25 protein-coding genes are annotated in these 25,439 nt (G+C 57.8%); 20 read left to right on the plus strand and 5 right to left on the minus strand.

Features of this window, described 5'->3' with window-relative positions; translation table 11 throughout:
* The first annotated feature begins 1 nt into the window (after window position 1).
* The 4 genes from NMG70_RS07025 (at window position 2) to NMG70_RS07040 (ending at window position 3,677) form a co-directional block, all read left to right on the plus strand.
* Window positions 2-1,039, plus strand: a complete 1,038-nt coding sequence (locus tag NMG70_RS07025; RefSeq protein ID WP_254023971.1) for an ABC transporter ATP-binding protein — start codon at window positions 2-4, stop codon at window positions 1,037-1,039.
* Window positions 1,036-1,923, plus strand: coding sequence for an ABC transporter permease (locus tag NMG70_RS07030; protein WP_254023856.1), 888 nt, complete (start codon window positions 1,036-1,038; stop codon window positions 1,921-1,923). Before NMG70_RS07025 ends, NMG70_RS07030 begins: the two co-directional genes overlap by 4 nt.
* Window positions 1,916-2,707 (plus strand): ABC transporter permease, encoded by a 792-nt coding sequence (locus NMG70_RS07035; RefSeq protein ID WP_254023857.1) that lies wholly within the window; start codon window positions 1,916-1,918, stop codon window positions 2,705-2,707. The genes NMG70_RS07030 and NMG70_RS07035 overlap by 8 nt, the downstream gene beginning before the upstream one ends.
* Window positions 2,708-2,888: 181 nt before the next feature.
* Window positions 2,889-3,677: a phosphorylase family protein gene (locus NMG70_RS07040; protein WP_254023858.1), complete on the plus strand. Its 789-nt coding sequence runs from the start codon at window positions 2,889-2,891 to the stop codon at window positions 3,675-3,677.
* A 35-nt stretch (window positions 3,678-3,712) separates the two neighbouring features.
* Here NMG70_RS07040 and NMG70_RS07045 read toward each other — a convergent pair whose 3' ends face one another.
* Window positions 3,713-4,621 carry an MBL fold metallo-hydrolase gene (locus NMG70_RS07045; protein ID WP_254023859.1) on the minus strand — a complete coding sequence of 303 codons (909 nt, stop codon included), beginning with the start codon at window positions 4,619-4,621 and terminating at the stop codon, window positions 3,713-3,715.
* Window positions 4,622-4,737: 116 nt separating this feature from the next.
* On the opposite strand from NMG70_RS07045, the gene NMG70_RS07050 reads away from it, so the two are divergent.
* The 16 genes from NMG70_RS07050 to NMG70_RS07125 all read left to right on the plus strand — a co-directional run bounded on the left by NMG70_RS07050 (window position 4,738) and on the right by NMG70_RS07125 (window position 21,500).
* A complete protein-coding gene (locus NMG70_RS07050) occupies window positions 4,738-5,322 on the plus strand; it encodes a biotin transporter BioY (protein ID WP_254023860.1) in 585 nt (194 codons plus the stop codon).
* 426 nt (window positions 5,323-5,748) lie between these two features.
* Window positions 5,749-6,312, plus strand: coding sequence for a transcription termination/antitermination protein NusG (nusG, locus tag NMG70_RS07055; RefSeq protein ID WP_254023861.1), 564 nt, complete (start codon window positions 5,749-5,751; stop codon window positions 6,310-6,312).
* 386 nt (window positions 6,313-6,698) lie between these two features.
* Window positions 6,699-7,868, plus strand: coding sequence for a sugar transferase (locus tag NMG70_RS07060; RefSeq protein WP_254023862.1), 1,170 nt, complete (start codon window positions 6,699-6,701; stop codon window positions 7,866-7,868).
* Between the two features lie 92 nt (window positions 7,869-7,960).
* Window positions 7,961-9,055, plus strand: a complete 1,095-nt coding sequence (gmd, locus tag NMG70_RS07065) for a GDP-mannose 4,6-dehydratase (protein WP_254023863.1) — start codon at window positions 7,961-7,963, stop codon at window positions 9,053-9,055.
* Between the two features lie 19 nt (window positions 9,056-9,074).
* On the plus strand, window positions 9,075-9,854 hold the full coding sequence (locus NMG70_RS07070) for a glycosyltransferase family 2 protein (RefSeq protein WP_254023864.1): 780 nt from the start codon (window positions 9,075-9,077) through the stop codon (window positions 9,852-9,854).
* On the plus strand, window positions 9,854-10,465 hold the full coding sequence (locus tag NMG70_RS07075; protein ID WP_254023865.1) for a class I SAM-dependent methyltransferase: 612 nt from the start codon (window positions 9,854-9,856) through the stop codon (window positions 10,463-10,465). Before NMG70_RS07070 ends, NMG70_RS07075 begins: the two co-directional genes overlap by 1 nt.
* Before the next feature lies 1 nt (window position 10,466).
* Window positions 10,467-11,312, plus strand: a complete 846-nt coding sequence (locus NMG70_RS07080; RefSeq protein ID WP_254023866.1) for an O-fucosyltransferase family protein — start codon at window positions 10,467-10,469, stop codon at window positions 11,310-11,312.
* A 23-nt stretch (window positions 11,313-11,335) separates the two neighbouring features.
* Complete coding sequence (locus NMG70_RS07085) at window positions 11,336-12,484, plus strand: hypothetical protein (protein ID WP_436798356.1); 1,149 nt, start codon at window positions 11,336-11,338, stop codon at window positions 12,482-12,484.
* Window positions 12,484-13,287, plus strand: a complete 804-nt coding sequence (locus tag NMG70_RS07090; protein WP_254023868.1) for an FkbM family methyltransferase — start codon at window positions 12,484-12,486, stop codon at window positions 13,285-13,287. The genes NMG70_RS07085 and NMG70_RS07090 overlap by 1 nt, the downstream gene beginning before the upstream one ends.
* Before the next feature lie 119 nt (window positions 13,288-13,406).
* Window positions 13,407-14,336, plus strand: a complete 930-nt coding sequence (locus NMG70_RS07095) for a glycosyltransferase family 2 protein (RefSeq protein WP_254023869.1) — start codon at window positions 13,407-13,409, stop codon at window positions 14,334-14,336.
* A 50-nt stretch (window positions 14,337-14,386) separates the two neighbouring features.
* The gene (locus tag NMG70_RS07100) at window positions 14,387-15,919 is read left to right on the plus strand and encodes a lipopolysaccharide biosynthesis protein (protein ID WP_301555133.1); all 1,533 of its coding nucleotides are present in this window, start codon (window positions 14,387-14,389) and stop codon (window positions 15,917-15,919) included.
* A gap of 4 nt (window positions 15,920-15,923) precedes the next feature.
* Window positions 15,924-16,679 (plus strand): class I SAM-dependent methyltransferase, encoded by a 756-nt coding sequence (locus tag NMG70_RS07105; RefSeq protein ID WP_254023871.1) that lies wholly within the window; start codon window positions 15,924-15,926, stop codon window positions 16,677-16,679.
* Window positions 16,680-16,684: 5 nt separating this feature from the next.
* The gene (locus NMG70_RS07110; RefSeq protein ID WP_254023872.1) at window positions 16,685-17,857 is read left to right on the plus strand and encodes a glycosyltransferase; all 1,173 of its coding nucleotides are present in this window, start codon (window positions 16,685-16,687) and stop codon (window positions 17,855-17,857) included.
* Window positions 17,854-18,606: a class I SAM-dependent methyltransferase gene (locus NMG70_RS07115; protein ID WP_254023873.1), complete on the plus strand. Its 753-nt coding sequence runs from the start codon at window positions 17,854-17,856 to the stop codon at window positions 18,604-18,606. The genes NMG70_RS07110 and NMG70_RS07115 overlap by 4 nt, the downstream gene beginning before the upstream one ends.
* A 177-nt stretch (window positions 18,607-18,783) precedes the next feature.
* The gene (locus NMG70_RS07120; RefSeq protein WP_254023874.1) at window positions 18,784-19,860 is read left to right on the plus strand and encodes a glycosyltransferase family protein; all 1,077 of its coding nucleotides are present in this window, start codon (window positions 18,784-18,786) and stop codon (window positions 19,858-19,860) included.
* 413 nt (window positions 19,861-20,273) lie between these two features.
* Window positions 20,274-21,500, plus strand: coding sequence for an O-antigen ligase family protein (locus NMG70_RS07125; RefSeq protein ID WP_254023875.1), 1,227 nt, complete (start codon window positions 20,274-20,276; stop codon window positions 21,498-21,500).
* Between the two features lie 76 nt (window positions 21,501-21,576).
* Here the strand turns inward: NMG70_RS07125 and NMG70_RS07130 are convergent, their stop codons facing one another.
* The 4 genes from NMG70_RS07130 to NMG70_RS07145 form a co-directional block, all read right to left on the minus strand.
* Complete coding sequence (locus NMG70_RS07130; RefSeq protein WP_254023876.1) at window positions 21,577-22,404, minus strand: hypothetical protein; 828 nt, start codon at window positions 22,402-22,404, stop codon at window positions 21,577-21,579.
* A gap of 380 nt (window positions 22,405-22,784) precedes the next feature.
* Window positions 22,785-23,867 (minus strand): AbrB family transcriptional regulator, encoded by a 1,083-nt coding sequence (locus tag NMG70_RS07135; protein WP_254023877.1) that lies wholly within the window; start codon window positions 23,865-23,867, stop codon window positions 22,785-22,787.
* A 292-nt stretch (window positions 23,868-24,159) separates the two neighbouring features.
* On the minus strand, window positions 24,160-24,468 hold the full coding sequence (locus NMG70_RS07140) for a putative quinol monooxygenase (protein ID WP_077380133.1): 309 nt from the start codon (window positions 24,466-24,468) through the stop codon (window positions 24,160-24,162).
* A 46-nt stretch (window positions 24,469-24,514) separates the two neighbouring features.
* On the minus strand, window positions 24,515-25,294 hold the full coding sequence (locus NMG70_RS07145) for an SDR family NAD(P)-dependent oxidoreductase (RefSeq protein WP_254023972.1): 780 nt from the start codon (window positions 25,292-25,294) through the stop codon (window positions 24,515-24,517).
* Between the last annotated feature and the right edge of the window lie 145 nt (window positions 25,295-25,439).

Raw genomic sequence — 25,439 nt, forward strand, 5'->3', positions numbered from 1 at the left:
GATGAAGTCGCTCCCGATCACCATCGACAGCGTCAGCAAGGCTTACGGGTCCTACGTCGCACTGGATGATGTCTCGCTCGACATTCAAGCTGGCGAGTTCCTCACGCTGCTGGGGCCCTCGGGATCGGGCAAGACCACGCTACTCATGGCTCTGGCCGGTTTTGTCCGGCCGGATTCCGGTAAGCTCTTGTTGGGCGATCGCGACATCACTCGCCTGGCGCCCAACAAACGGGACATCGGCATAGTATTCCAGAATTACGCCTTGTTTCCCCACATGAATGTCCTGGCCAATGTCGCGTATCCGCTGGCGCTGCGCAAGACGCCGAGAGCAGAGGCGCGTCAGCGGGCGCTTGCCACCTTGGCCCGCGTGAAGCTGGATGGCCTGGCGGAGCGCAATGTTGCCGCACTGTCCGGCGGCCAGCGTCAACGGGTGGCGTTGGCGCGGGCAATCGTCTTCGAACCGCGCGTGATGCTGATGGACGAGCCGCTGTCGGCGCTCGACAAGAATCTGCGCGAAACCATGCAGTATGAGATCCGGCGTCTGCACGATGATCTGGGGATCACCACAATCTACGTGACCCATGACCAGCGCGAGGCGCTGATCATGTCTGACCGGATTGCGGTGATGAACTCCGGCCGCATCCAGCAGATCGATACGCCGCAGCGGATCTATGATCGTCCATCGACCCGCTTCGTCGCCGAATTCATGGGCGAGGCAAACATTGTGGCGCCGGGCTCGGTGCGCAGGATCGATGGCGCCGAAGCGTCAGGCGAAACTCTGATGATTCGCGCCGAAAGCTTCCATCTTGATGCGAAGCTCGTCGGGTCAGACGCAGTGGCTCTCGAAGGAATACTGCGCGCCAAGGCGTTCCGCGGCGAGAACTGGCTTTTGACGCTGGCGCTTGACGGTGGCCAGGAGGTCCTTGTCTGCATTCCGGCAGCGCTGGCCGGCGGTTGCGCCGAGCTTGCCGCCGGTCAGCGGATGACCGCATATGCACCAGCAGCGAAGGTTCACGCCATACCGGGAGCGATGGCGTGACCGTCACTGTGGATCCTGCGCTCGCCGGAGATGCGCGCCGCGAGCGGCGGTTTTTTCTTTCGCTTTCGCTGCCGGCGCTGTTCATCGTTGGACTGGCGGCGATATTGCCCATCCTTTGGATCATCCGGCAATCTTTCCTGACCACAGGCGGTGAGTACACTGTCGCCAACTACTCGAAAGTGCTTTCGAGCGGACTGACATGGTCGGCGCTCGTCACCACCCTTGAACTGTCCCTCGGCACGCTGGCGATTTGCATTCTTCTGGGCACCCCGCTGGCACTCGCCTTGGCCAGCGCCAGACCAAGGGTGGCCAATTTGCTGATGGCCTTCGTCATGCTGCCATTGTGGACCGCCATCCTGGTGCGCACCTATGGCTGGCTCGTGCTCTTGCGGCGTGATGGCCTGATCAACGCGGCTTTGACTGGTTCGGGCCTGACAGCGGAGCCTTTGCCGCTGGTCTATAACTTCACAGGAACGCTGATCGGCATGGTTCACTACATGCTGCCGCTCTTCCTGCTGCCCGTTTATGCCGCGATGCGCGATATCGACCCAAACCTCATTCGCGCGGCAGCGAGCATGGGAGCCACGCTCGGGCAGGTCATCCGCACCGTCATAATGCCGCTTTCGGCCGGCGGCATCTTCTCGGGTTCGGTCATCGTCCTCATCTATTCCATCGGTTTTTTCATCACGCCGGCGGTGCTTGGCGGCGGCAAGGTAAATCCTCTCTCTACCCGGATCGAGCGTGCGCTATCGACCTTTCAGGATTGGGGGTCGGCGAGCGTCCTGGGCATTCTGCTCCTCGTTCTGATGGCGCTGATCGGTGTGATGCTGCTGGCGGCACGCCGCCTGCTGGCCCAGAACACGGTGGCAGCCTCCCATGCTTGAAGCCTATCCGCAAAACCGGCTCGCCCGCATTGTCCTCTGGAGCTTTGCTGCTCTTGTCATGGCATTTCTGATGTTGCCGACGCTCGTGGTGGTGCCGCTTTCGTTTTCGGCGTCGAATCTCCTCGAGTTTCCGCCGCACGCCTACTCGCTGCGCTGGTACGAGAACTTCTTCGGCTCGGCAACGTGGATGGCAGCACTCAGGACGAGCCTGATCCTTGGGACATTGACGGCGCTGATCGCGGTGCCTTTTGCGCTGCTCGCCTGCATTTCAATGAATCGGCTGGGCGGGAAGACCGCAGCTTCCATCCAGGGCATCCTGCTCACCCCCTCGGTCACCCCAGGAATCCTGCTGGCGATCGGCCTCTTTTTTGTGCTGGCGGCACAACGTCTGGTCGGAACGTTGTTCGGTGTGCTGGTCGGACATGTGGTGCTGGCTGTTCCGGTGGCGTGCATTGTGTTGTTGCCCGCCCTGGCTCGCTTCGACTGGAACCAGGTTCAGGCGGCGCGCAGCCTCGGCGCGGACTGGGCCAGGGCTGTTGGCGGAATAATCGTTCCGCAACTTCAGCTCAGTCTGTTGTCGGCGACATTGATGGCGTTCCTGACGTCGCTCGATGAGTCTGTGATTTCGATCTTCATCGCGAGTGGTCGCAACAGCACGATGCCTAAGCTCATGTTCCTGTCGCTGCGCGATCAGATCGATCCGACCATTGCGGCGATCTCGACATTGTGGACCGCTATTGTTGTCGTCGTCGTCGTGATCGTGGCCCTTCGCCAAAAAGCCTGACCGAGCCAACAATCCTGACCAAGCCAAAATCCTGACTGAGATTGGAAGCATGCCCAAAAATCATCACGCAGCCGGTGCTCCGGCGGATCGATCGACTGACATACCTCAGGTTGGGTTGGCCATCATCACCGGGTCGGCAAACTGGGGCCTTGCCTTCCCGGAAGATGTCGGCTTCGATGGCGTGCGCACGCTGCGGCGCGACATGAGTTTTGATACGCCTTTCGGTCGTTCCGACAACTGGAAGTTGCTCGAGTTCGATGCCTCGATTTCAGCCGAAGGAAGAGCAAAGCGGGCGTTGTGCATGTATTCGCACGGCAATCCCCGCGACCATATCGACCATTCCTGCCATCGCCGCGCGTTCTGGGTGTTGATGAAAGCGGGTGTGCGGCAAGTCCTCGCCTGTTCGACCGTTGGCGCCGTCAACAAGGCGATCCAGCCCGGCGACTTGGTGGTGAACGCCGACATCATCGAACTGACGCAGACCCCGTTTTCACTGCTGCCGGACCGCCAGAGCTTCGACTGTTCGGGCAAGCAGATCGTATGTCCAAGATGTGCGGCGGTTCTGGTTGAGACGGCCCGCGGTTATTGGCCGGCCGAATGCCGCGTTCATGGCATCGAACAGCAGTTGGTGGCTGCCCACTGTTACGGGCCGCGACTGACAACCCCAGCCGAGGCTTTGGCGTATCGCGGCATGGGGGCGGATGTGCTTAACCATTCTATTGCCCCTGAGGCCACCTTGGCGCGCGAGATCGGCGCCTGCTTCGTGCCCTGTGCGTTCGTCACGGCGGGTTTTAACGACTATATGGACCGCAACCGCCAGAAATTGCTGCAGGAGGACGTGCTGCCCAATCTCTCCATGACAGCCTCGCGGGTCGCGCTGGAAACCGCCGCGCGACTTCCGGCCAATCCGCAATGCTCTTGCCAGGGTCTGAAGTCGCCTCAACCGGAAGAGCGTTCCAGCCGGTTCTGAGCTTTCATGAGCGTAGTGCGAGTTCTGGCGGGATCTTAGCCAGGCAGGCTGAAAATGCCGTCGATCGCAGGGTCGCCGTCGGTGCTCACCAGGCCGCGCGCCACCAGGTCCTCGAGATGGGCAAGCACCGACAGTCCGGCAGCGCCGTGCAGGCGCGGATCGGTATCGCGATAGATCGCCGCGACCATCTCCTTGATCGTCCGGTCGCCGCTTGTGATCCGCTCCAGGATCGCGCGTTCGCGCATTCGGCGATGCGACTTCAACTCGCGCATGAAGCTGCGCGGCGCTGTCACCGGCCCGCCATGGCCGGGCAGCAGCAGGCGGTCGTCGCGCTCGATCAGCCGATCCAGCGAGGCCATAAAGTCGGCCATGGCGCCGTCCGGCGGCGCAACGATGGAGGTCGCCCAGGCCATGACATGATCGGCCGAGAACAGGATACCGGTTCCTTCCAGCGCAAAGGCTGCATGATTGGCGGCATGGCCCGGCGTCAGCACCGTTCTGATCGCCCAGCCGTCGCCGTTTACCACCAAACCATCGGGAAGCGCGATATCCGGATTGAAGGCGGTGTCGGCGCTGGCGTCGAGCGGATTGATTTCGCCTATGCGCAGCGGCCTCGCCGGCCGATGTGGGCCCTCGGCCAGGATAATTGCGCCAGTGTGCTGCTTCAGCCGCGCTGCCAGCGGAGAATGGTCGCGATGCGTGTGGCTGACGAAAATATGGCTGACCGGTCTGTCTGCGATCACCTCGAGCAGTGTCTTGAGATGCGCATCGTCATCCGGCCCCGGATCGATCACCGCCAGCGTCTCGCGCCCGACGATGTAGCTGTTGGTGCCGTAGAATGTGAACGGGCCGGGATTTTTTGCGGTAATCCGGAGCACGTCGGGTGCAACGATCACGCCCTGGCCGTAGGACGGGTCGAAGTCGGTGTCGAATCTCAGCGCCATGGCCAATGTCGTTCAGTTCTACTCCAGAGGCGGCAAAACCGATTGCCGCATAGCACGGAAGCCAATATAGGAAAACGCAAGGCCGCGATCTGCGGCAATCCGCAATGAGGAAGACCATGGCAATTGCAACGACGCCGCTTGTTTCTCTCGCTCTGCCTGAAAAGGGCGCGGCCCGCCTGGCGACGCAGCTTTTGCTGGCGATCGTCGGAACGCTGCTGCTGACCTTGTCGGCCAAGACCAGGGTTCTGCTCGGACCCGTCGACATCTCGATGCAGACCTTGGCCGTCTTTCTGATCGCCGCTGCATTCGGCATGCGCCTCGGCGTCGCCACGCTGCTTCTCTACATGGCGGAGGGCGCCATCGGCTTGCCGGTCTTCCAGGGCACGCCGGAAAAGGGCATCGGCATCGCTTACATGCTCGGCTCGACCGGCGGCTATCTTGCCGGCTTCGTCGTCATGGCGGCGATCGTCGGCTGGGCCGCCGATCGCGGTTGGGATCGCCATCCGATCAAGCTCTTCAACGCGATGCTGGTTGCCGAAATCGTCATGATGGCGATGGGCTTTGCCTGGCTGGCGCTGCTCATCGGCCCGGAAAAGTCATGGCAGTTCGGCGTCGTGCCGTTCATCGTCGGCGACCTGATCAAGGTCGGCCTGGCGGCGAGCCTTGTGCCAGCCGTCTGGTCGCTGCTCAAACGCTCCTGACCCCTGGTCGATAGATCGGGCGCGGCACTGATCGGACCCACGCAACCACAGATCGTCGCATGGTCCCGTTTCAGCGACGGCCTGCCGCGAGTTCTCGTCGAAGCAGGCCGCCGCCGCGGTCGGTAACGCTTTGGTAACGATAACGTCACACTATGTTCAAATCGACCGATTAAGGACCCAGAAGAGCCAGCGGTTCGTCGCGAGTCAGCGTAACCAGCAGCTACATATCGACGCAATTGCTCGATACCGCTGCTAGATAGCTAAGAAAGAAAGCGGCGCGAGGACTTTTAGGCGCAGCTAAAGTAGTGGACAATTAGCAGGATTCGACCAACCACATCGATTCTCGCGACATGGTTGCTTGCTGGTATCTTCGCGCTGTCGTAACCCATGCTGTCAACCATGCCGAGGACCGCCGAGAGGGGATGCGTGACCAGCCCGGAAAAAACAACTGTTAAGGCGACTGTAGCATTGCAGCGGCCCGCAACCGGCACCGCAGCACGCTGGTATGCCGCCAGCGTGTTTCCGGGAAAAGAAGACGTCGCCGAACGGCATCTTCGGTTACAGGGGTTTCACCCGTTTGTACCTCGCTGCGAGAAGACCATACGTCATGCCCGGCGCATCGAGACGCGACCGGCGGCGTATTTTCCAGGTTACATGTTCATCGCCCTCGATGTCGCGCTGCAGCAGTGGCGCTCGGTCAATGGAACGTTTGGCGTGCGCTCCCTCATCATGCAGGGCGAGCGGCCATTGCCGGTCCTGTCGGGGCTGGTGGAGCGGTTCATTGCCCTGACCGGCAAGGATGGCCTGCTTGATTTCACCGGAGGCCTCGCTGCGGGCTCTTCGGTTCGGATTCTCTCGGGTCCTTTCGCCGAGATGATCGGTCGCCTTGACCGGCTCGATCCCGCCGGAAGGGCCCGGGTCCTGGTTGCCATCATGAATGGCGAGATCCCTGTTGACATGGATTCAAGGGAACTCGTCGCGATCGCATAATTGACGCTCGGATTATGCGATGCAGGCTGCTGCAAAGTCGGCTCTCGGGTTTCACCCGGGAGTGCGGTAGCCATTGTTGGAGATTGTGCCTTTTGACCGAAGCAGGCGAAAAACAGATGGGCAGCCGAGGGCTGCTTCACCGGCTCCCTCGGTATATCGGTTGACCGGTCGAGGAATTTTGATTTGAAATCCTTATTGTCGGATCGAAGAATTATCGGGCCCCGAGAATTGAGAATGGTCGAATTCTCTACCGATATGCCAGTGAGCGCCTGGAATTGAATGCTCCAATCATAAAGCCGCAAAGCCAGCGGCACCTGCTGCATCGGATTAGATTTCAGCTTCTTGGTGGATTGGCTTTTGCAATTCTAACTCCTGCGCTAGTTAGAATGCTGATAAATACCGATATATTGTATGACTCAAACGTTCAGATTACGATGTTTGCGGGCATCGTCGCACATACTTCAGGATTTTTTTTCTTCCGTCGAATAATCAATCTGCCGGGCGTCGCGGCTGCTGGGTATATTTTGCCCACTTTTGCGCTGTCCTACGGACTTGTATATTTGGCGATTTTCCTGTTCCGAATTGACTACAGCGCTTTCCAGGCAGCCGGCAGTTTGACGCTGTCAATCTTCTGGTATTTCAGTCTGAGCATCCTGAGCCGGCGCCTGGACCCGTACAGTCTCGCCGTGGTTCCAGGCGGGTCTGTCAGTCGTCTTGACGAGATTAGCGGCGTGAATTGGCATTGGCTCCGCTCCCCCGAGACGGTCATTGACCGCGTGAGCGGCGTCGTGGCCGACCTTCGTGCCGAGCTATCCGATGATTGGGAGCGCTACATAGCCGACCAGGCTCTCGCGGGCGTTCCTGTCTATCACGTCAAGCAGATCAGTGAGTCTCTGACGGGTCGCGTTGAAATTGAGCATTTGTCCGAAAACACGCTGGGTTCGCTTAATCCCAACCAGGCTTACATCAAGATCAAGCAGGTGATCGACTGGGTTTCCGCCCTGTTAGCCCTGATTATGCTGGCGCCGTTCTTATTATTGATTGCGCTGATGATCAGGCTGGAATCTCCCGGACCTGCCATATTTCGCCAGGAGCGCTTAGGCTACGGCGGAAAATCATTTACGGTCTTTAAGTTCCGAACAATGACCGTCAGCGCACCTGATGCGGCCAACGTTCGCAGTCTTGCAGTGACGAAGCCGGGCGACAGCAGGATCACCCGGCTCGGCCGCTTCCTTCGCAGGAGCCGAATTGACGAACTGCCGCAGTTGATAAATATCGTTCGCTCGGAAATGAGTTGGATTGGGCCCCGCCCCGAAGCGACGGTGTTGTCTTCTCATTATTCGATGGCGCTGCCGTTCTATCGCTACCGAAATATCGTTCGTCCAGGAATTTCAGGGTGGGCTCAGGTGAATCAGGGATACGTGTCGGACGACGACGACGAGATCGAGAAGCTGCACTATGATTTCTATTACATCAAGAATTTCTCGCCATGGCTCGATATCGTTATTGTGCTAAGGACCCTAAAAACGATGCTAAGCGGGTTTGGGTCACGATAATAGCCAAGTTGAATTAGTCTGCTCCAGGGGTCGAATGCCGCCGTTCGACTGGAGAATATGGTTGTGTTTCTATAGCCGCCGAAGGGAACAAAATGAGCCGAAAAACCGCACTCATCACCGGCATCACCGGTCAGGATGGCGCCTATCTGGCGGAACTCCTGCTGGCAAAGGGCTATGACGTCCACGGCATCAAGCGACGTTCATCGTCGTTCAACACCGGTCGCATCGACAATCTCTACCAGGATCCGCATGAGAAGGACGTAAGGCTGTCGCTGCATTATGGCGACATGACCGACGCCACCAACCTCATCCGCATCGTCCAGGAGGTGCAGCCAGACGAGATCTACAATCTCGCTGCACAATCGCATGTCCAGGTGAGTTTCGAGACCGCGGAATATACCGCGAATGCCGACGCGATCGGCACATTGCGTCTCCTTGAAGCCATCCGGCTGCTTGGCCTGACAAAAAAGACGCGTTTTTACCAAGCGTCGACTTCCGAGCTCTACGGCAAGGTGCAGGAGATTCCGCAGCGGGAGACGACGCCTTTCTATCCTCGCTCGCCCTATGCGGCGGCAAAGATTTACGCCTACTGGATCACCGTGAATTACCGCGAAGCTTACGATATCCATGCTTCCAACGGCATCCTGTTCAATCACGAAAGCCCGATGCGCGGCGAGACCTTCGTCACCCGCAAGATCACGCGCGCGGCTGCTGCAATCAGGCTCGGCCTCCAGGACAAGCTCTACCTCGGCAATCTGTCGGCTGAACGGGATTGGGGCCATGCCCGCGATTACGTCGAAGGCATGTGGAGAATCCTTCAGCATGAAGTGCCGGACGACTACGTCCTTGCAACCGGCGTAAAGAATTCGGTCCGCCGCTTTGTCGAGCTTGCATTCAGCGAGGTCGGCATCGAGATCGAGTGGGTCGGTTCCGGTATCGACGAAAAAGGCGTCGATGCAAAATCAGGCGCTGTCCTGATCGAGGTGGATCCGCGCTATTTCAGGCCGACCGAAGTAGAGCTGTTGATCGGCGACCCCTCGAAAGCGGAGCGCGTTCTCGGGTGGAAGGCAACAACCTCGCTCGATGCGATGGTCCAGGAAATGGTTCAGTCCGACCTTGAAACGGTAAGACGGGAATTCGAGCACCGGCGCCTGGATGAGGATCGAATCCGCGTTGCGGCACAGTAGGCGACTGGGCCGGGTCGACATGAAAATCTCGGTCTTGACCGTCTGTTGGAACTCTGCGGCGACGATCAGGCATACGATCGATAGCTTCCTGGCCCAGGATCATCGCGACAAGGAACTGGTGGTCATCGACGGCAATTCGTCGGACGAGACGGTGTCAATTGTCCGGTCCTACCCACAGGAGCAGATCCGGCTGGTCAGCGAGCCCGACAGCGGAATGTATGATGCACTCAACAAGGGACTCGCACTTTGCACGGGCGAGGCAATCGGGGCTCTTAACGCGGACGACGCGTTCCATGACAGTTCCGTGCTCGGCAAGATCAGCGGGGCGCTTGCCGACGCCGAAATTGTCCACGGCCATCTCGACTTTGTCGACAACCATGACAACAAACGGGTCGTTCGTCGCTGGCGGGCAGAACCCAGACCTCACAACGGGTTCCGTTCGGGTTGGATGCCTGCTCACCCGACCTTCTATGTCCGGCGCCGCGTTGCCGAAAAGGTCGGATCGTTCGACCTGACGCTGAAGGTTTCCTCAGACTACGATTGGATGCTGCGGGCCGTCGAGCTCCATGGATTCAGGCTCGCGACGATGGATCAGGTCCTTGTTGACATGATGATCGGAGGCGCAAGCACAAGGAGCTTCCGTTCCCACATCGGACACAATCTGGAAGCGCTACGTTCCAGACGCCGTTGGCTTGGGTCAGGGCCCCTCGACTACGCGCTCATTGCGAAGCCAGTGCGCAAGCTGGGGCAGCTTTCGTCGAAACAAGGCGGTAAATCACGCATGAAGAAATCTATCTGATGAATGACCCAAAGAGCATTTTGGAGCCGATCGGAGGCTATGCCCTTGACCTCATTGCGAAGGTGCGCAACCGACAGTTTGTCCCGCATTCGCTAACGAAGTTGCACAATATGAAAACCTGCAGGGATATGACTGGCGCCACGACTGCGGTGGAAATTGGCTCCTACAAGGGCGTGACGACAAAACGAATATCTCACCTGTTTGAGAAGGTGATCTCGGTCGAAATTGACGAAGCACTGTATCATCAAGCCAGCAAGCGCTGCGCGGGACGGAAAAATGTGAAATTGCTGCTCGGCGACGGCGCCAAGCTGCTGCCCGAAATAGCTTCGCGGGTGAACAAGGCGCTTATCTATCTGGATGGACACTTCAGCGGTGGCGAAACGGGACAGGGCGACGAGCCGGAGCCGGTGCTGAAAGAACTCGATCTCATCGCGCCTTTCATCTCGAATTTTGTTGCGGTTGTGGTCGATGATTTCCGACTCTTCGGCGTCGAGCCGGGATGGCCAAGGAAATCGGAAGTGATGCAAAAGCTGGAAATGCTGCTGCCGGAAACACAATGGAGACTTTCCGTCCTCAACGATCAGTTTTTGGCCGTCCGAAAGCTTGGCTAGATTGGCGTCCCATGATGAACTGACCAGGGGAGGACCGTGGCATCTGCCGGTTCTTAGCCGCTGGGATGCGGGTGTCATCCGCTCACCCGGGCCAGGGCTAGGCAATCTTCTCTTTCCGATCGCGCGCGCGTTGATCGGGCAGAAGGTTCACGGCGGTGTCTTCATTCATCCGACCCTGAGACAGCTCAAGCTGGGAACATTCCTCCGCCGCGAACGGGACACGCGAACCTACGGCAACGTGATACGCAGCCGCACGGGTGCCGAGTGGCGCGATTGGGCGCAAGCTCAGTGGTGTCCGAAGGTCGACGAAGATGCCTATCGCGGCGAGATCGGCGTTGCGGTGCGCTATTCGGGCCTAAAGAGTTATTTCCATGACCTCGCCGGTCATGGCGAAATCGTGTCGGCCTGGCTCAAGGATACGGTCCGCGGCGTCGGAGTCATGGACGATGCTTATGACATAGGGCTCCACATCCGGCTCGGTGATTTCGCGCAGTCTGGTAGCGATCAGGGTGGCAATAATGTTCGGTTGCCCTTCGATTGGTATCGCGCCGCACTCGCAGAAGCACGGCGGCTCGCTGGCACCGCAAATCCGCGAACTACGCTTTTTACGGATGGCGACGTGAACTTCGTCAAGCGCGAATTGGGGATACCGGATCTTACGATGGATCCGAGCGGCAATGCGCTCACCGCGATGCACAATCTGTCACGGGCGCGTGTGGTGATCGCTTCCCGATCGACGTTTTCCATGTGGGCAGTCTATCTTGGTGGCATGCCAGCGATCTGGGACGGGAAATTCGATCTTCAACGCGGCTTTCCCGGACGCCCTGGTCTCGACCATAGACTTTAATGCGGGCGGTTAGGGAATATTCGATGATGTCGTTTCAGAGCGAGCACCGCAGATTTGATGCTGGGCCAGGCGCCAAAGCGAGATCGAGCCCCCGACCCTCCGTGATGGGGCAAGTCGTCACGCGAGGCTACGTCACCGTGGGCTCGCCCCTTGGGCATCGCGAGTCTTATGTCGAGACTTTGTCTGGTGTCACAGGGCTCACTCGACTCATCGAACCTCGCGGCGTTTCGACGTTGAGGACGCTTCTGGCCGCGGACTCAGTGCTGTTTGCCACGCTTGAGGACGACATCGCGTTCTTTTTTGTCGTAGCCATATTGCGCGCCGTCCTCGGTCGCCGCACGGTCGCGATCTTCATGAGTCCGAGGCTTTGCTTCATCGGGGGCTTCTTTAAAACCACTGTGCGGCGCCACGCTTTTCGCCTTCTCAAGCGGCTCCGAAGTGTGACCTTACTGTCGATCCTGCCCTTCTATCTCGATCAACGGTTCGCGAGCGTGGCAGATAACTGGATTTACGATCCGCAGTTTTGGGATTTGGACAGTAGGACCGCGTACGCCGATTGGCCCGACAGCGCACTTGCGCAGGACGTGAAACGGAAGGCCCAGGGTCGCCCCATCCTCTTGTTTCTTGGCGGACCGTCCGTCATGAAAGGTTTTCCGTTCCTGGCCAAAATCTTGCAAGCCAAGCCTGCCATTACCGACCGGCTGATGATTGTCGTCGCCGGTAAAGTCCCGGCAGATCAAAAGCGGTTCGCAGAACTGGTGAGCGAGGCCGGCGGCCTGGTGATCGACCGCTATCTGACTGATGACGAGGTTTTGTCTGCGAAGCTGTGCGCTACCTGCCTATGGGCCTGCTACGACCCGTCCTATGATTCTTCTTCCGGGCTGTTCGGCCGCGCCATGCAGCTTGGTAAACAAGCCATTGTCCGGCGGGGATCGTACATTGACAGCATTGCATCGCACCTCAATTATCCGGTTCATCGTTGCGCATTCGGTGATATTGACGAGGGCGTGGCAATTCTCACGAAGATCGGCGAAGCGGACACGCAGCCGCAGTCCGACGGTATAGCAATGACATGCCGGGACCAATCGGTGGCACGTTTGCGTGCGGCATTTGAAAATCGGGACAATGACTTTGCCGACGCAACTGGCGGGAAAGCTGAACCGCATCGGTAGTGGCAAAAAACAAGAAATCCCAAGCATCAAAATGGAACATCATGGGTCCGCAGACTAAACAGGCTCTACGCGACGTCGGCCGACGGTTTGGCTTGGACATCCGGCTGAACGGCCTGAATTCGCGCGATGACCTTCGTTTCATTCATTTCCTGCGCATGCACGGGATCGATACGGTTCTCGATGTAGGCGCCAATCGGGGGCAATTCGCCCAGCAGCTTTTCAAAAGCGGGTTTGAGGGGCGTATCATCTCGTTCGAGCCGCTGCCCGACGAGCACGCGCTCTTGCTCGAAGCGGCCGCAGTGTTCGGGGACCGATGGTCCATCGCACCGCGTTTGGCAGTGGGCGACAAAGCGGGCAGGGCGAGCTTTTATGTTACGCAGGGCTCTGCCAGCAGCTCGCTGCTCGAGCCGCTCGGAGGCTTCGTCGAGTCGGCCCCGCAGGTCAAGGTGGACAGGCAGATCGAGGTCGAAACCCAGAGGCTCGACGCACTTTGGCCTAACCTTGGTCTGATCGGTCGCAATGTCTTCTTGAAGATCGATGTGCAGGGCAGCGAGGCCCTGGTTCTTGAGGGCGCGCGCGCCGTCCTGCCGCACGTTCAGGGCATTCTCGTCGAGCTTTCGTTGGTCGATCTTTATGCCGGGCAATCTTCGGGGATCGCGGTACAGCAGTGGATGGCCGAGCAGGGTTTCGGCCTATGGGACATCTGGATTGGATTCCGCAATCCGCAAACCCATCGGCTTAACCAGATCGATGCGCTTTTTTTTCGGGATGGCAATGGCACTACAGGCGAGGCTGCTCAGTGAAAGTCGTTCAAATCGTCGATTGTCTTGGCAGGGGCGTAGATGCGCGCACTGCCTGATCTCTGTCGGAAAGCGGTATTCGATTCAAACAATCCATCTGGAATACTTAGGAAGACAGACGGATGAGCAAATTTTCGGTCAGCGTCATTATTCCAACTTTTAGGCGGATTCCAATGCTTCGTAGAGCCTTGAGAGGCGTTTTGGAGCAATCCTCTACGCCTGATGAGGTGCTAGTGATTGTCTCCGATCCAGATGAGTATGATGAGATTTTTCGCCTCGATGAGGTCGCAAAAAACAACACCGTTCGTGTCATTTCCTGCTCCAAACGACTGAAAGGTGGTGAAGCAAGGAATGTTGGCATTAAGAATGCTTCTGGAGAAATTATATTTTTTCTTGATGATGACGATCACTGGTTACCAAATAAGATCGAACGACATTTAGCTGCACACACTGCGAATCGACGTATCGGTGTAGTCTATTCAGGCGCGATCGTACGTCACGATAGCGGTAAAAGGAAAGATACTTTCGCCTTTGGCCGACCGGTACCGGAAAACGTCGTAACGGCAATGTCGGATGGCTCATTTGCCCTGCATACCGCTAGCGCTGTCTCTGCGAGAAAGACGTGCCTGGACGCAGTGGATGGGTTCGACCCCGAGCTATCAAGTTTCCAAGACTGGGATCTTTGGTTGCGGATGGCTATGAACGAAGTTAAATTCTATAGCATTCATGAGCCATTGACTATTTACACGCTTCACGGAGGATATAGTGTTTCCAAGGATTCGAATACACGATTGCATGGATTAAAACAGCTATATGACAAGTATAAATGTAAACTTAACATTGATAAATTTTACAAGAAGCACAGTTCATTGATAGCATATGGTGAACTTTCAGATATTGTGCAAAGAAAAGATGTATTGTACTTTGCTAAAGCCTATCTTAACTGTGTTAGAAGCGGTAGAATTGACCCTCTGGGGGCGCTTTCGATGAAGATATTTGCGAAGCTCCTGTTCTCTGCATTTCGTCCTCAATACGTCCACCCTCACGACTAGGTAAGCCGTAGCTAGCGAATGGAATCCGGCCAGGGCAAAGAGTACAAACGTTGAGACTGATCCCCTCAGCCTCCGAGGAGGCACTGTCCAGTGAACACCTGACCAGAGATCTCGGGAGACGCACGGCATCCGGCGGGGTCATAGCCATTGGCACGCAGGTTTTGGTCCTCCTCATGCAACTCGGCTACATGGCGATGATGGCGCGCCTGCTTCAGCCCGAGGACTTCGGGCTTGTGGCCATGGCGGCGTCAGTCACCGCGTTTGTCGGAGTCTTCGCCGACATGGGTCTGTCGATGGCGACCATCCAGCGAAAAGAGCTTGATCATGACACCGTGAGCGCGCTTTTTTTCCTCAATCTCGCCGCCGGTTTCGTTCTCATGCTGGTGACGTGGCTGATGGCGCCGCTCGCTGCATGGACCTTCAATGATCGTCGCCTTTTGGACCTCGTCCTGGTTCTGGCACTCGCCATCCCGATCACCGCAGCCGGTGCGCAGCACAAGGCGCTGTTGACTCGCAATATGCAATGGCCGTCGCTGCATGGCGTGAGCCTTGGCAGTCTCTTGTGCGGATTTGCCGTTGGTATTGCAATGGCATGGGTCTGGGACTTCGGTTACTGGTCGCTTGCCGCCGCGACGCTCACAACGGCTTCTGTTGGCACGGTTGGCCAGTGGATGCTGTCGCCCTGGCGTCCGAGCCGCGTCGGCAATTGGAAGGGCAGCCGGTCGGCCATAAATTTCGGCGTTAATTTAAGTGCTTTCAATGCTATCAATTATTTTCACCGCCAAGCCGACAATATTCTGATCGGTTATTACCTAGGAAGCGCTCAGCTAGGCTTTTATACGCGCGCCTACTCGATTTTCACGCTGCCTATTTCACTTGTAAACGGTCCCCTTGCAACGGCCTTCATACCGGCTCTGTCGCGACTACAAACCGAGTCCAGCCAATGGAGAAAAGCCTTTCTTGATATGCTGGCGCTTGTCACAATCATTGGTTCGGCCATTGCCGCATCGTTGTTTGTACTTGCCGCGCCACTGGTCACGTTGTTGCTTGGTCCTTCGTGGGCCGCTTCCGCTAAAATTTTGAATTACCTCTCTTTGTCGATATTCGTCTCAACCCCCCTTTCGGCTATGGGCTGGATTTATATTTCGCTAGAGCAAACGAATCGGATGTTTGCTTGGTCAATATTTGCGACAGCGATGATTTTGGCCGCGTTTGCCATTGGGTTGTCCGACGGCGCTTCGGGTGTTGCCCTTGCATATTCCGTCGTCATCTACGTCCTGGCGCTGCCATCGTTTTGGTACGCATCAAGAAAGGCTCCCGTATCCATGGGAGATATCTCGAAGACGGTATTTCCTATTGTGGGAGCCGGAATTGTATCTACAACCGTACTTTGGTTGCCACCATACTGGAGCAGTTCGAGAGTTTCTGAATCGCCTGTTGACGCGATTGGCTTTGTGTTGGTGAAGTTCCCAATGGTTGCTGGGCTCTATTGCGTGCTGGTTGGCTTAGCTTGCGTCATCAGCCCCCGCAATAGGGGCCTTGTCTTGCGCGTTATCCCGTTCCTTTCAAGAAATAGAGGCTAAAGAGATGGTAGATGAAGCGGTAAAGCAATTCTATGACGAATTTCTGTCCAAACGGATGGTCAACTATAGAATCCGCGGACCAAACGCTAGACTCAGGGCAGCAATTGAACTCGTGAAGCCACTCGTGAAGAGCAGGACTGCGATCGCAGACATTGGATGCGGAATTGGGATTGTCTCTGAGGCAATGGCAAAGCAATGCCAAGAGTGCCACGTCTATGGTATCGACATCTCTGCGGCGAATATCGAATACGCTCGCCGGACTTGCTCCGAACCAAATCTGACGTTTATTTCCGCGAGCGTGACAGATCAATTTGAGAAACTGGAACAAGTTGCGAAAAAGCCGTTCGAACTCATCACTTTGATCGATGTTATCGAGCACGTGCCCGAGGGCGATAGAACGAAGCTGTTTTCTGACTTAGCCAGCATTTCGGGCCAATCCTGTTGTCTGGCAATTACCTACCCCTCGCCCGAATTTCTCGACTTCTTGCGCATAAACCAGCCTGAAGAGATCCAAATCATAGATAACTCTATCCCTCTATCGGTGCTCATCGACGAAGTGGAAGCTGGTGGTTGGCGGGTGTATTCAACGAAACACGTCTTGGGTAACCAATACATCCACGCGGTCTTTGTGCGGGAAGTGAGCCTCGACTTTCGTTCAGTCCCCCCTTCCTTGCTCCGCAAGATAACTACGAAAGTCGATGGATATTTGTTTAAGCCTCACCGAAAAATCAAATATGGCGTCAGACCGTTTAAAGGCTGACTAGAATGATCGCGGTCGTTTCGCAATTCTTCAATATCCCTTCTGAGACGTTTATCCGAGATCATATTCGCTACCTTGCACCCGGCAATACTGTACTCATCTGCCAGAAGTCTGACGGTTCCGATCAGTTCAGTTGTCCGGTTCTTTCGGGGATTCCGGGGCCGTCACGGTTTAGCTGGCTACCTAGCCCCATCGCCAATCGGGCGTACCTATTTTGGCTTGCCTATGTCCGTGAAGGAATCTGTAGGAGCGACGAGGACAGAGTTGTCGAATTTTTCAAGGCCCACAACGTGGACGCCGTCCTCGTCGAATATCTTACTAAGGGTGCACTGTTTGCTCGCGCTTGTCGCCGCGCCGGCGTGCGATTATACGCCCACGCCCATGGGGCGGATTCCACCGTGATGCCGAGGAAGCATTTGTGGCGACGTCGCTATCGGCGTCTCTTCGCCAGCGCTGACGGCATCATCACGCCATCACGTTTCATCGCCGACCGTCTGGTTGAAATCGGCTGTGCGAGCGAAAAACTGCACGTCAGCCCATGCGGAATTTTACCCGAGCGCTTTACTCCATCGAACCGCGAAAGCGCTCGGCTCCTTGTCGTTGGGCGGTTCGTTGAAAAGAAATCACCGCACCTCACTGTCGAGGCGTTCGCCCGGATCGCTTCAAGGTTTCCTGAGGCACGACTCGATCTAGTTGGCGACGGCCCGTTGATGGTGCGATCCAAGGCATTGGTGGAGCAGAAGAACCTATCGGATCGTGTCATTTTTCACGGCTATCGAAGCACGGAATTTGTCCAGGGCATGATGCAGAAGGCCGCAATCTTCGTGCAGCATTCAGTGACGGCCCGCGATGGAGATATGGAAGGCCTGCCGGTATCGATCCTGGAGGCAATGGCGAGCGCGCTTCCCGTTGTGGCGACGCGTCACAGCGGCATTCCAGAGGCGGTTGTCGATGGCGAGACCGGCATACTTGTAGAAGAGCACGATATCGAAAGCACGGCAGAGGCGCTTGCTAGTCTCCTGGCCGATCCGCAGCGTGCCGCCAAGATGGGGGATGCCGGCCGGCAGCGTGTATTGGACCATTTCACGCTACGGCACACACGTGATCGCCTTCGACATGCCATGATGCTGCCGGCCATGACGGAACCTCTCGACGTCGCAGAGCGCCAAGTTCAATGAAGAATGCCGACCAGTGGAAGCCCACCAAGTTCGAACGGACCAGCAAGGGTGTTTGGCGCTCGAACCGCAAGGAGGTCCCTGCGCGGTCGCGGTTGATAGCCGATCGATTGGCGTCCGTCTATGCCGCTGCGATCGCTACTCATGCTAAGGGCCGTCTCGCCGATCTGGGCTGTGGGGCCGTTCCGCTTTACGGGGTCTACCGCGACCATGTCAGTGACGTGTTCTGCATCGATTGGCCGGGTAGCGCTCATGGCGCCGCCTACGTCGACCTGTTCGCGGACCTCAACGAGCCGCTGGCTTTGGAGCAGGAGAGCTTCGACACGGTGATTGCCAGCGATGTCATCGAACATCTGCACACGCCGCAGGCCCTGTTCGATAGCGCAGCCCGGGCATTGAGGCCTGGCGGCAAATTGATAGTCGGCGTGCCGTTTCTTTACTGGCTGCACGAGGCCCCCCACGATTATCACCGCTATACGCGCTATGCATTGGAGCGCATGACGATGCAGGCAGGCCTGCGCACAGTCGAGCTTTCGTCCTATGGGGGCGTCACAGATGTTCTTTCTGATCTCGCCACGAAGGCGGTAGCCTCTCGTCCGCGGATTGCCAATTCGGTCTATTGGCTAACCACGCTGATGCGCGCATTGCCACCTGTCAAGAAATTGGGGCTTGCGACGCGCGAGAGCATGCCGATGGGGTATCTTCTAGTAGCTGAAAAACTGTCAGCCCAATCGACTTCGGGGAGAAGCTAAAAATGCAGGGCGGCCGAACACTGCGCTTCCAACCAGTGTCGTCATAGCTGTCTTGCCGCCTAGCTTTCCGTCGCGCTGTTCGACAATCTTTGCACAGTCCTGAACTGGCGCATCTTCTGTTCAGGCTTCGTCATCAGCGCTCGAGAACCCGAGACTGAATTCCAACAGGAACCAGCCATGCGACTTTTTCAAAACTCCGGGATTTCACGAAGCTATCGCACCAGACTCGCTGGTCTTGTGGCGGCGGTTCGTGGTTTTGACCGGCAGAAAGAAGTGTTTTTGAACGACCGCTACGCGGCGGCGCATATCCTGTTGCCAGTGCACGCCGGCAGCCCTGAAGCGTTCTTTACGAACGGAGACGACGAATCGCTGCAGCGGGCATGGGCGCTCGAACACGGGCTTGGCGAAGATGCATCGCTGGCCGATATCCTTCTTACCCAGATTGAGCATCATAAGACGGACATCTTCTACAATCTTGATCCATTTCGTTACGACGCCTCTTTCCTGCGCCGACTGCCGGGACATGTGAAGCGAAAGATTGCTTGGCGCGCGGCACCTGGCAGGATTGATTTTTCCGGCTATGACCTCGTCGTTTGCAATTTCCAGTCGATGCGAAAGCTTTGGGAACAGCAAGGCGCCAGGACGGCTCACTTCTTTCCCGCTCACGATCCGGAGCTCGACACCGTGGCCGCGAATCGGAACAGGGACATCGATGTCCTTTTCTTCGGCGGCTACAGTCGCCATCACCAGCGCCGGAGGCAGATTTTGGAAGCTGTGGCGCGCCTTTCCAAGCGCCGCAACGTTGTTTTCCATCTGGATCTGTCACGCTACACGCCACTCGCCGAGACGCCGCTTGGCTGGTTCGGGCCCTTGAGAGCAGTGCGACGCCCGCGTGCGATCCGCAATGTGAGTGCGCCCCCTGTATTCGGTCGCGCTATGTATGCCGAACTCGGAAGGGCCAAGGTCGTGGTCAACGCCTCGATCGACATGGCGGGTCCGGACCGTGGCAACATGCGCTGTTTCGAGACGATGGGCGCGGGCGCTCTGCTTATATCCGATTCCGGCAATTATCCCGCACCGATGCGCGATGGCGAAACCATGGTCGTCTACGAGCAACCGCAGGACGCATTGGATAAAATCGAACAGCAATTGGATAGCGGGAGCTGGGACAAAATCGGTTGGGCGGGAAACCGCGCGATTCGTGAAGAATACAGCAAGAAACGCCAATATGAGCGGTTTCTCGAACTGGCCTAGCAGGTTGAGGAAAAACACATGCGGCTCGAACAGGATGATCGGCGGCCATGCGCGTCGAAGCAATGCGCGCTGGTCTCGACATCGAGAAAGGCGCGGATCTCCGTCCGCGCCGACGCCGATCCTGCCTGATGCGCGGGATGTCGAGATCGGTGATGCGGTTCGCAGCGCCCTTGAACGTCATGTCCATGGTCGTGTCCTTTCCGCCCTCGCGGGCAGGTTGCGGGATTCTGCCATTTGTGGCGGGCAGAATTTGCGGGAAAAGGTGCGAGCGAAGTTGCCTTGGGAGGTTGAGATGGCTCGTCGTTTATTGTCGTCCGTCTACGACGCGCATTAGCTGGCCGGCGCCGGCCCATTGTCTCGGCTGAAAGAGACATGGTATCGATGTTGCTGTCTCAAAAGGTGCGGTCATCGTCATGAATGTCAGCAAACCCATTCCGATCTATAAGGATTTGTGGGCCTGGAGCTTTGCCCTGGCGATTGCCGGCTATCCTTTGGTCGGGCTCCTTTCATCTGTGACCGCAAGAGCAGATGATAAACTTTCGATCGCTTTTCGCATTCTGGTGGTTTGCCTCTGTGGGCTGTCGTTTTTGTTTTCAGACCGGCAAAAAGCCTGGCGGTTCGGAGACGTATGGCTATTGTCTTTTGCTGGACTTTACCTGCTGAATCTTGGCATTGACTACGAGACCAGAGGGGCATCGGACACCCTTGTATTTGCCATGATCACTTCGATCGTGCCTGCGGCCTTTTTAGCCCTGTCAACGAACAGATGGTCGGAGATCAACGTGGCATGGGCGCTTTTTGCTGTTGGGGCGTTAAGCGTGGTGGGTATTGTTTGGCTCCAACATAGTGGCTCCAGCGCTGTGCTGCTCGATAATTCGGACCGTGTTCATTTCGAACGGTTGAACCCTATTTCCATAGGGCACGCCGGCCTGACTACACTTATCGCCTCATACACTTTGATAAGAGTCTATCAAAGAAAAATCCTGAAATTCGCAATTTTTGCTGTAGCCGTCGCCTCGGCAGTCGTTATGTCTCTGGCTGCTGCTCGCGGTCCAGCTGTCGCCCTGGCATGTTGCATCATTTTGTTTCCTATGCTCCGTCCCAGATTCATGACTATGGTCATGTGTTGGTTGTTTCTCGCCGGCGCTGTATTGGTGTTGGCGACCACGGATATGACGCCGTTGCTCGACATGGTCCATCCAACGGGGACTGAGAGAACCAATTCAACGATAGGACGTCTGAAAGCGATTGCGTTGTCATGGGAACTGTTTCAGCAGAACCCGTTGTTTGGCTACGGGCCGTACCTGCCTCTGTTCGGATATCCCCACAACATGTTCATGGAGATCCTTCAAGCCATGGGGCTTCTCGGGATGGCGATATTTGTCCCGGTTTTAGTGAAGATAGCAATGGCGGTAAAGTTCTTGGCCGACAGGCGCTTGGTGCTGCTGCCGCTTTTGACCACGCAAGCCATCGTCGGAGCGCAATTTTCCGGGTCGCTCTGGGGCGCAGCATCCCTTTGGATTGTCGTTACGGTCTTGATTTTCCGCGTCAATGCCATGAGGTCATTTGACTTGCGGGCACGTGGACGCGTGATGTGGCGCTCTTATGCCCAGTTTGGGGCGCCCAGCGGGGCTAGATGACTGGACATATTGCCGCCTTAGGGAAATGCGTCGGACAGCAACGACCCGCGATGCCTGCAAAATCGTTCGTCCGCGGCTAGGGAGTTCTGTCGAGTTCGCTCAGGAATTTCAGGGTAGCTTGCCACCACTCCGCTTTTTCGTCCCATTTCTCTGGCCCGTAGCTTGGACCACCACGCATCGTACCCCATATCACGATGCCGTCTGCCAGCTTCCTGCAGGTGTCCAGTTCGGCATACCAGAAGTCGCCCGGCAGAAAGGGACGCGTCGTGTTCCTCCCAGATAAACTCTTATGAAACTGCGGCCACAGAAAGCAGTAGACCGGCTTTCCTTGCGAGATTCTTCGTGCTTCCCTGATGTTAGCTTGCGCATAGGCCAACCAACCGACCTTGTCGTCGTAAAATGTATATAGGGAGGGGAAGAGGGCATCGACATGAGGAATAAGGGAGGAAGCGATGTTGGTGTTTTGCTGCTTCCAGTCGTTCAGGCCAACTGTGCCGTGAACACCGATTGCTCTCCAATAATCCCTGACCGGCAACACGCTATAGAGGCCGAGCTTAACGCTGGGGTCTGCCTTCCTGAAGGCGCTAAGCGTCTTCTGGTATTTCGCCAAGGACGAAGCTTGATCCGGGCCTGTCAAGGGCCATGCCTCAATGTCGACATTGAGGTATTCGTTGCTCCTCGGCAGTGCCAGCGCTTGCTGCACTTGGCCGGCGTCGGGAACACCTGATCCCAGAACATGAGGGTCCGCGATCGTAAGATGCTCGAAACCGAATGAGCGGAAGTCGGGAGGGCCGTCAGTGAACGACAGAGCCTCGAAGAGCTTGAATGGTGCGTGCGTCTGCGCCATCGCGGGCCATGGGCTGGCTAGAAGGCATACGATGCAGAATACTGTCTTGAAAAACATGATGCTCGGTATCCGTGGTCGCAACGGGTGAGTTTTGCGCGGACGAACTTCGCGCGGTTTGAATTTTCGTGGCCAGAACTTGACGAGTTTTAAAACGGTAGCTTAGCTGGACGTCTCGAACAACCTCCTGACTGAAGCGTGATAGACGCGCTGCTGTAAGGTGATAGAGGCGAGGCCCGGCTGGAGCACCGACGCGCAGTCCTCGGTGACCTACGCCGTTAACCTCGGAGCCCTGAACGACAGTGGGCCGGACGACTGGTGGTTCCCATGCTACCCGACGCAATCCTGAGCGACCGGACTGGTCTTTCAGTGGCCGCGAGCAGATTGCCGTCCATTTATGTGACAGCGCCGCAGGTCTTTCTGCAGCCGCAGACTGCCCTCTATTCCCTCAGACTTCGCGCCACCAGCCGCGCCACGCTCGGTCCGACCAGCAGCACGACAAGGAAGCGTGCCGATTGCAGTGCCATGACGAAGGAGATGTCGACGTGCTGTGCGGCGGCGGCGATGATGGCGACGCTGTCCATGCCGCCGGGGCTGGTCGCCAAATAGGCGGTCAGCGGATCGATGCCGAGCACATGGCTGATCATGAAGCCGAGGCCGCCGCAGAAGGCGATGAGGATGATGATCGAGCCGACGATCTGCGGCAGCGCACGCGTCGCGTGCCGCAGAATCGTCCTGGTGAAATTCAGGCCGATTGTCCAGCCGATCATCGTATAGCCGAGGGCGAGCAGCCAGGGCGGCAACTGCATCGTCACGCCTATTCCGAGATGCACCGCAGTGCCGAAAATGAAGGTGCCGAGGAAAAAGGGTGACGGCAGCCTGAACAGCTTGCCGATGAGACTGCCAACGAGCGCCACGCCAAGTGTTGCGGCAAAGGCAATTGGATCGATCGGCGGGAACCAGATGATGGCCGGGATCTCGATGCCTGATGTGTCGACCCTTGCGACAAGTGCGGCAGTCATCGAGACAAGGATGACGCGCAGATATTGCATGAAGGCGACGAGGCGCTGGTCGGCGCCGAAGGCGCCGGCCATCAGCACCATGGGGGTGGCCGCGCCCGGCGATGAGCCCCAGACCGCGGTGGTGCCGGGCAGGATACGCCAGCGGCTGATCAGCCAGCCGAGCAGACTGGACGCCGCAACGGTGGCCACCACGGCGCCGAGGAACAGCGGCCATTCCTTGTAGAAGAGCGGAAAGATGTCGGCGGAGATCGAAGCGGCGACAAGGCAGCCGACGATCGCCTGGGCGGCGCCGAACAAAGGGCGCGGCACACGCACCGTGGCGCCGTTGGTGCCGGCCAGGATCGCCGCCAGCATCGGTCCGATCAGTAGCGCTGCCGGCAAGGCACCGAATTCCAGCGCGCCGGCAAACAGGATCGAGAAGATCAGCAGGGCCAGCCACTGCCAGGCTTTGGGCATCCGCGCCAGGTGCTCGATGGCCGGCGGGTTCGGGGAAGAATCCATAGACGGGCTCTTAGACGGGTCGCGGAAAAATGCGAACCCTTTTGCAGGATTTTAGCAGGGGGAAAATCGGCTTGGGCGGTAAAGGCACCAACCATCCGTAGCGATCCTTCGCCCCCCATCTGTCCTGCCGGACATCTCCCCCTCTAGTGGGATTGGCAGCTTCGCCCGCAAGCGCTCTTCTCTTTGGAGATTGGCGAAGGCCGAAGTGACATTCAATCTCCCCACTTGAGGGGGGAGATGGCCGGCAGGCCAGAGGGGGGCGCTGTCCCGCCGGCCTATCCTCTATCCCGCCTCAGCCAGCCTTGGCCTCAGCCAACCCAAACCCACCAACAGGATGCGTTTCCACCTGGAACTCAAACCCGGCGATGATCGGCCGCGCCTTGGCAATCGCCGCCTGGACTTCCGGCAATTGCAGCGAAGCCTTGTGGCTTGCCTGGTCGGTCCACACCTCGGTCACCCAGATCGCGTCGGCATCGGCCGGATCGGTGGCGATGATATAGCTCAGGCAGCCTGGCAAGGCGCCGGTGCTGGCCAGCAGGACGTCCATCATTGCGTCGCGCTGGCCGCGCGTCGCCCGCATCTTGCCGATCAGACCATACATTGCCGGTTTCTCCGTTGCTTGTTGCGACAAGTATGCAGATCGCCGCTCACGGCATCAACTGGCCACCGTTCACCTCGATCACCTGGCCGGTGATGTAACCGCTCAACAGGGCGGACGAGAGGAACAGATAGGCGCCGACGCAGTCCTCGGGCGTGCCGGCGCGGCCCTGCGGAATGGTGCCAATCATGGCCTTCATATGCTCCTCGGTCGAATAGCGCTCATGGAAAGGTGTCGCGATGGTGCCCGGCGCCACCGCGTTGACGCGGATGTTGAAGCCGATCAGTTCCTTGGCCATGCCGCGGGTCACATTGGAGACGAAGGCCTTGGCCGAGCCATAGAGGCCGGCGCCGCCGCCTGCGCCATTGCGTGCCGCAATCGACGAGGTGTTGACGATGAAGCCGCCCTGGCGCTTCAGCCATGGCATCGCCTTGCGTGATGCGGTCAGCACCGAGCGGGCGTTGAGGTCCATCACCGCGTCGTAATGCGCCTCGGTCAGTTCGGCATAAGGCACGCGGCCGAGCATGCCGCCGGCATTGTTGACCAGGCCATCGAGCCGGCCGAAGTGTTGCGCGCTGTCCTCGACGACGCGCTCGACATCGGCAGCGATCGAGAAATCGCCCTGGACCGGGAATACCTCGCCACCGCCGTTGCGGATGGTCCCGGCCAGGTTTTCGGCAGCCGCCCGACTTGAATTATAATGCAGCGCGACGCGGCATTTCTGCGCGGCGTAGGCCAGTGCAAGTGCGGCCCCGATGCCGGTCGAAGCGCCGGTGATCAGCACCGCCTTGCCGGCGAGGTCGGGGATGACCAATGTGGGGGTGACCATGGAGGTGACAGGGGCGGTTGTGGTGGCTGGCACGTCTATTCCTCCGGGACTCTCCTACTCTTCGTAGGGCCTCGCCGTCCTCATGTTCAAGTCCGCAGAGGTTTACGGCCGCAAAATAGGCCTAGCCCTGGCGCTGCAATTCGGC

The sequence above is a fragment of the Mesorhizobium ventifaucium genome (assembly GCF_935822925.1).
Lineage (GTDB): Bacteria > Pseudomonadota > Alphaproteobacteria > Rhizobiales > Rhizobiaceae > Mesorhizobium > Mesorhizobium ventifaucium.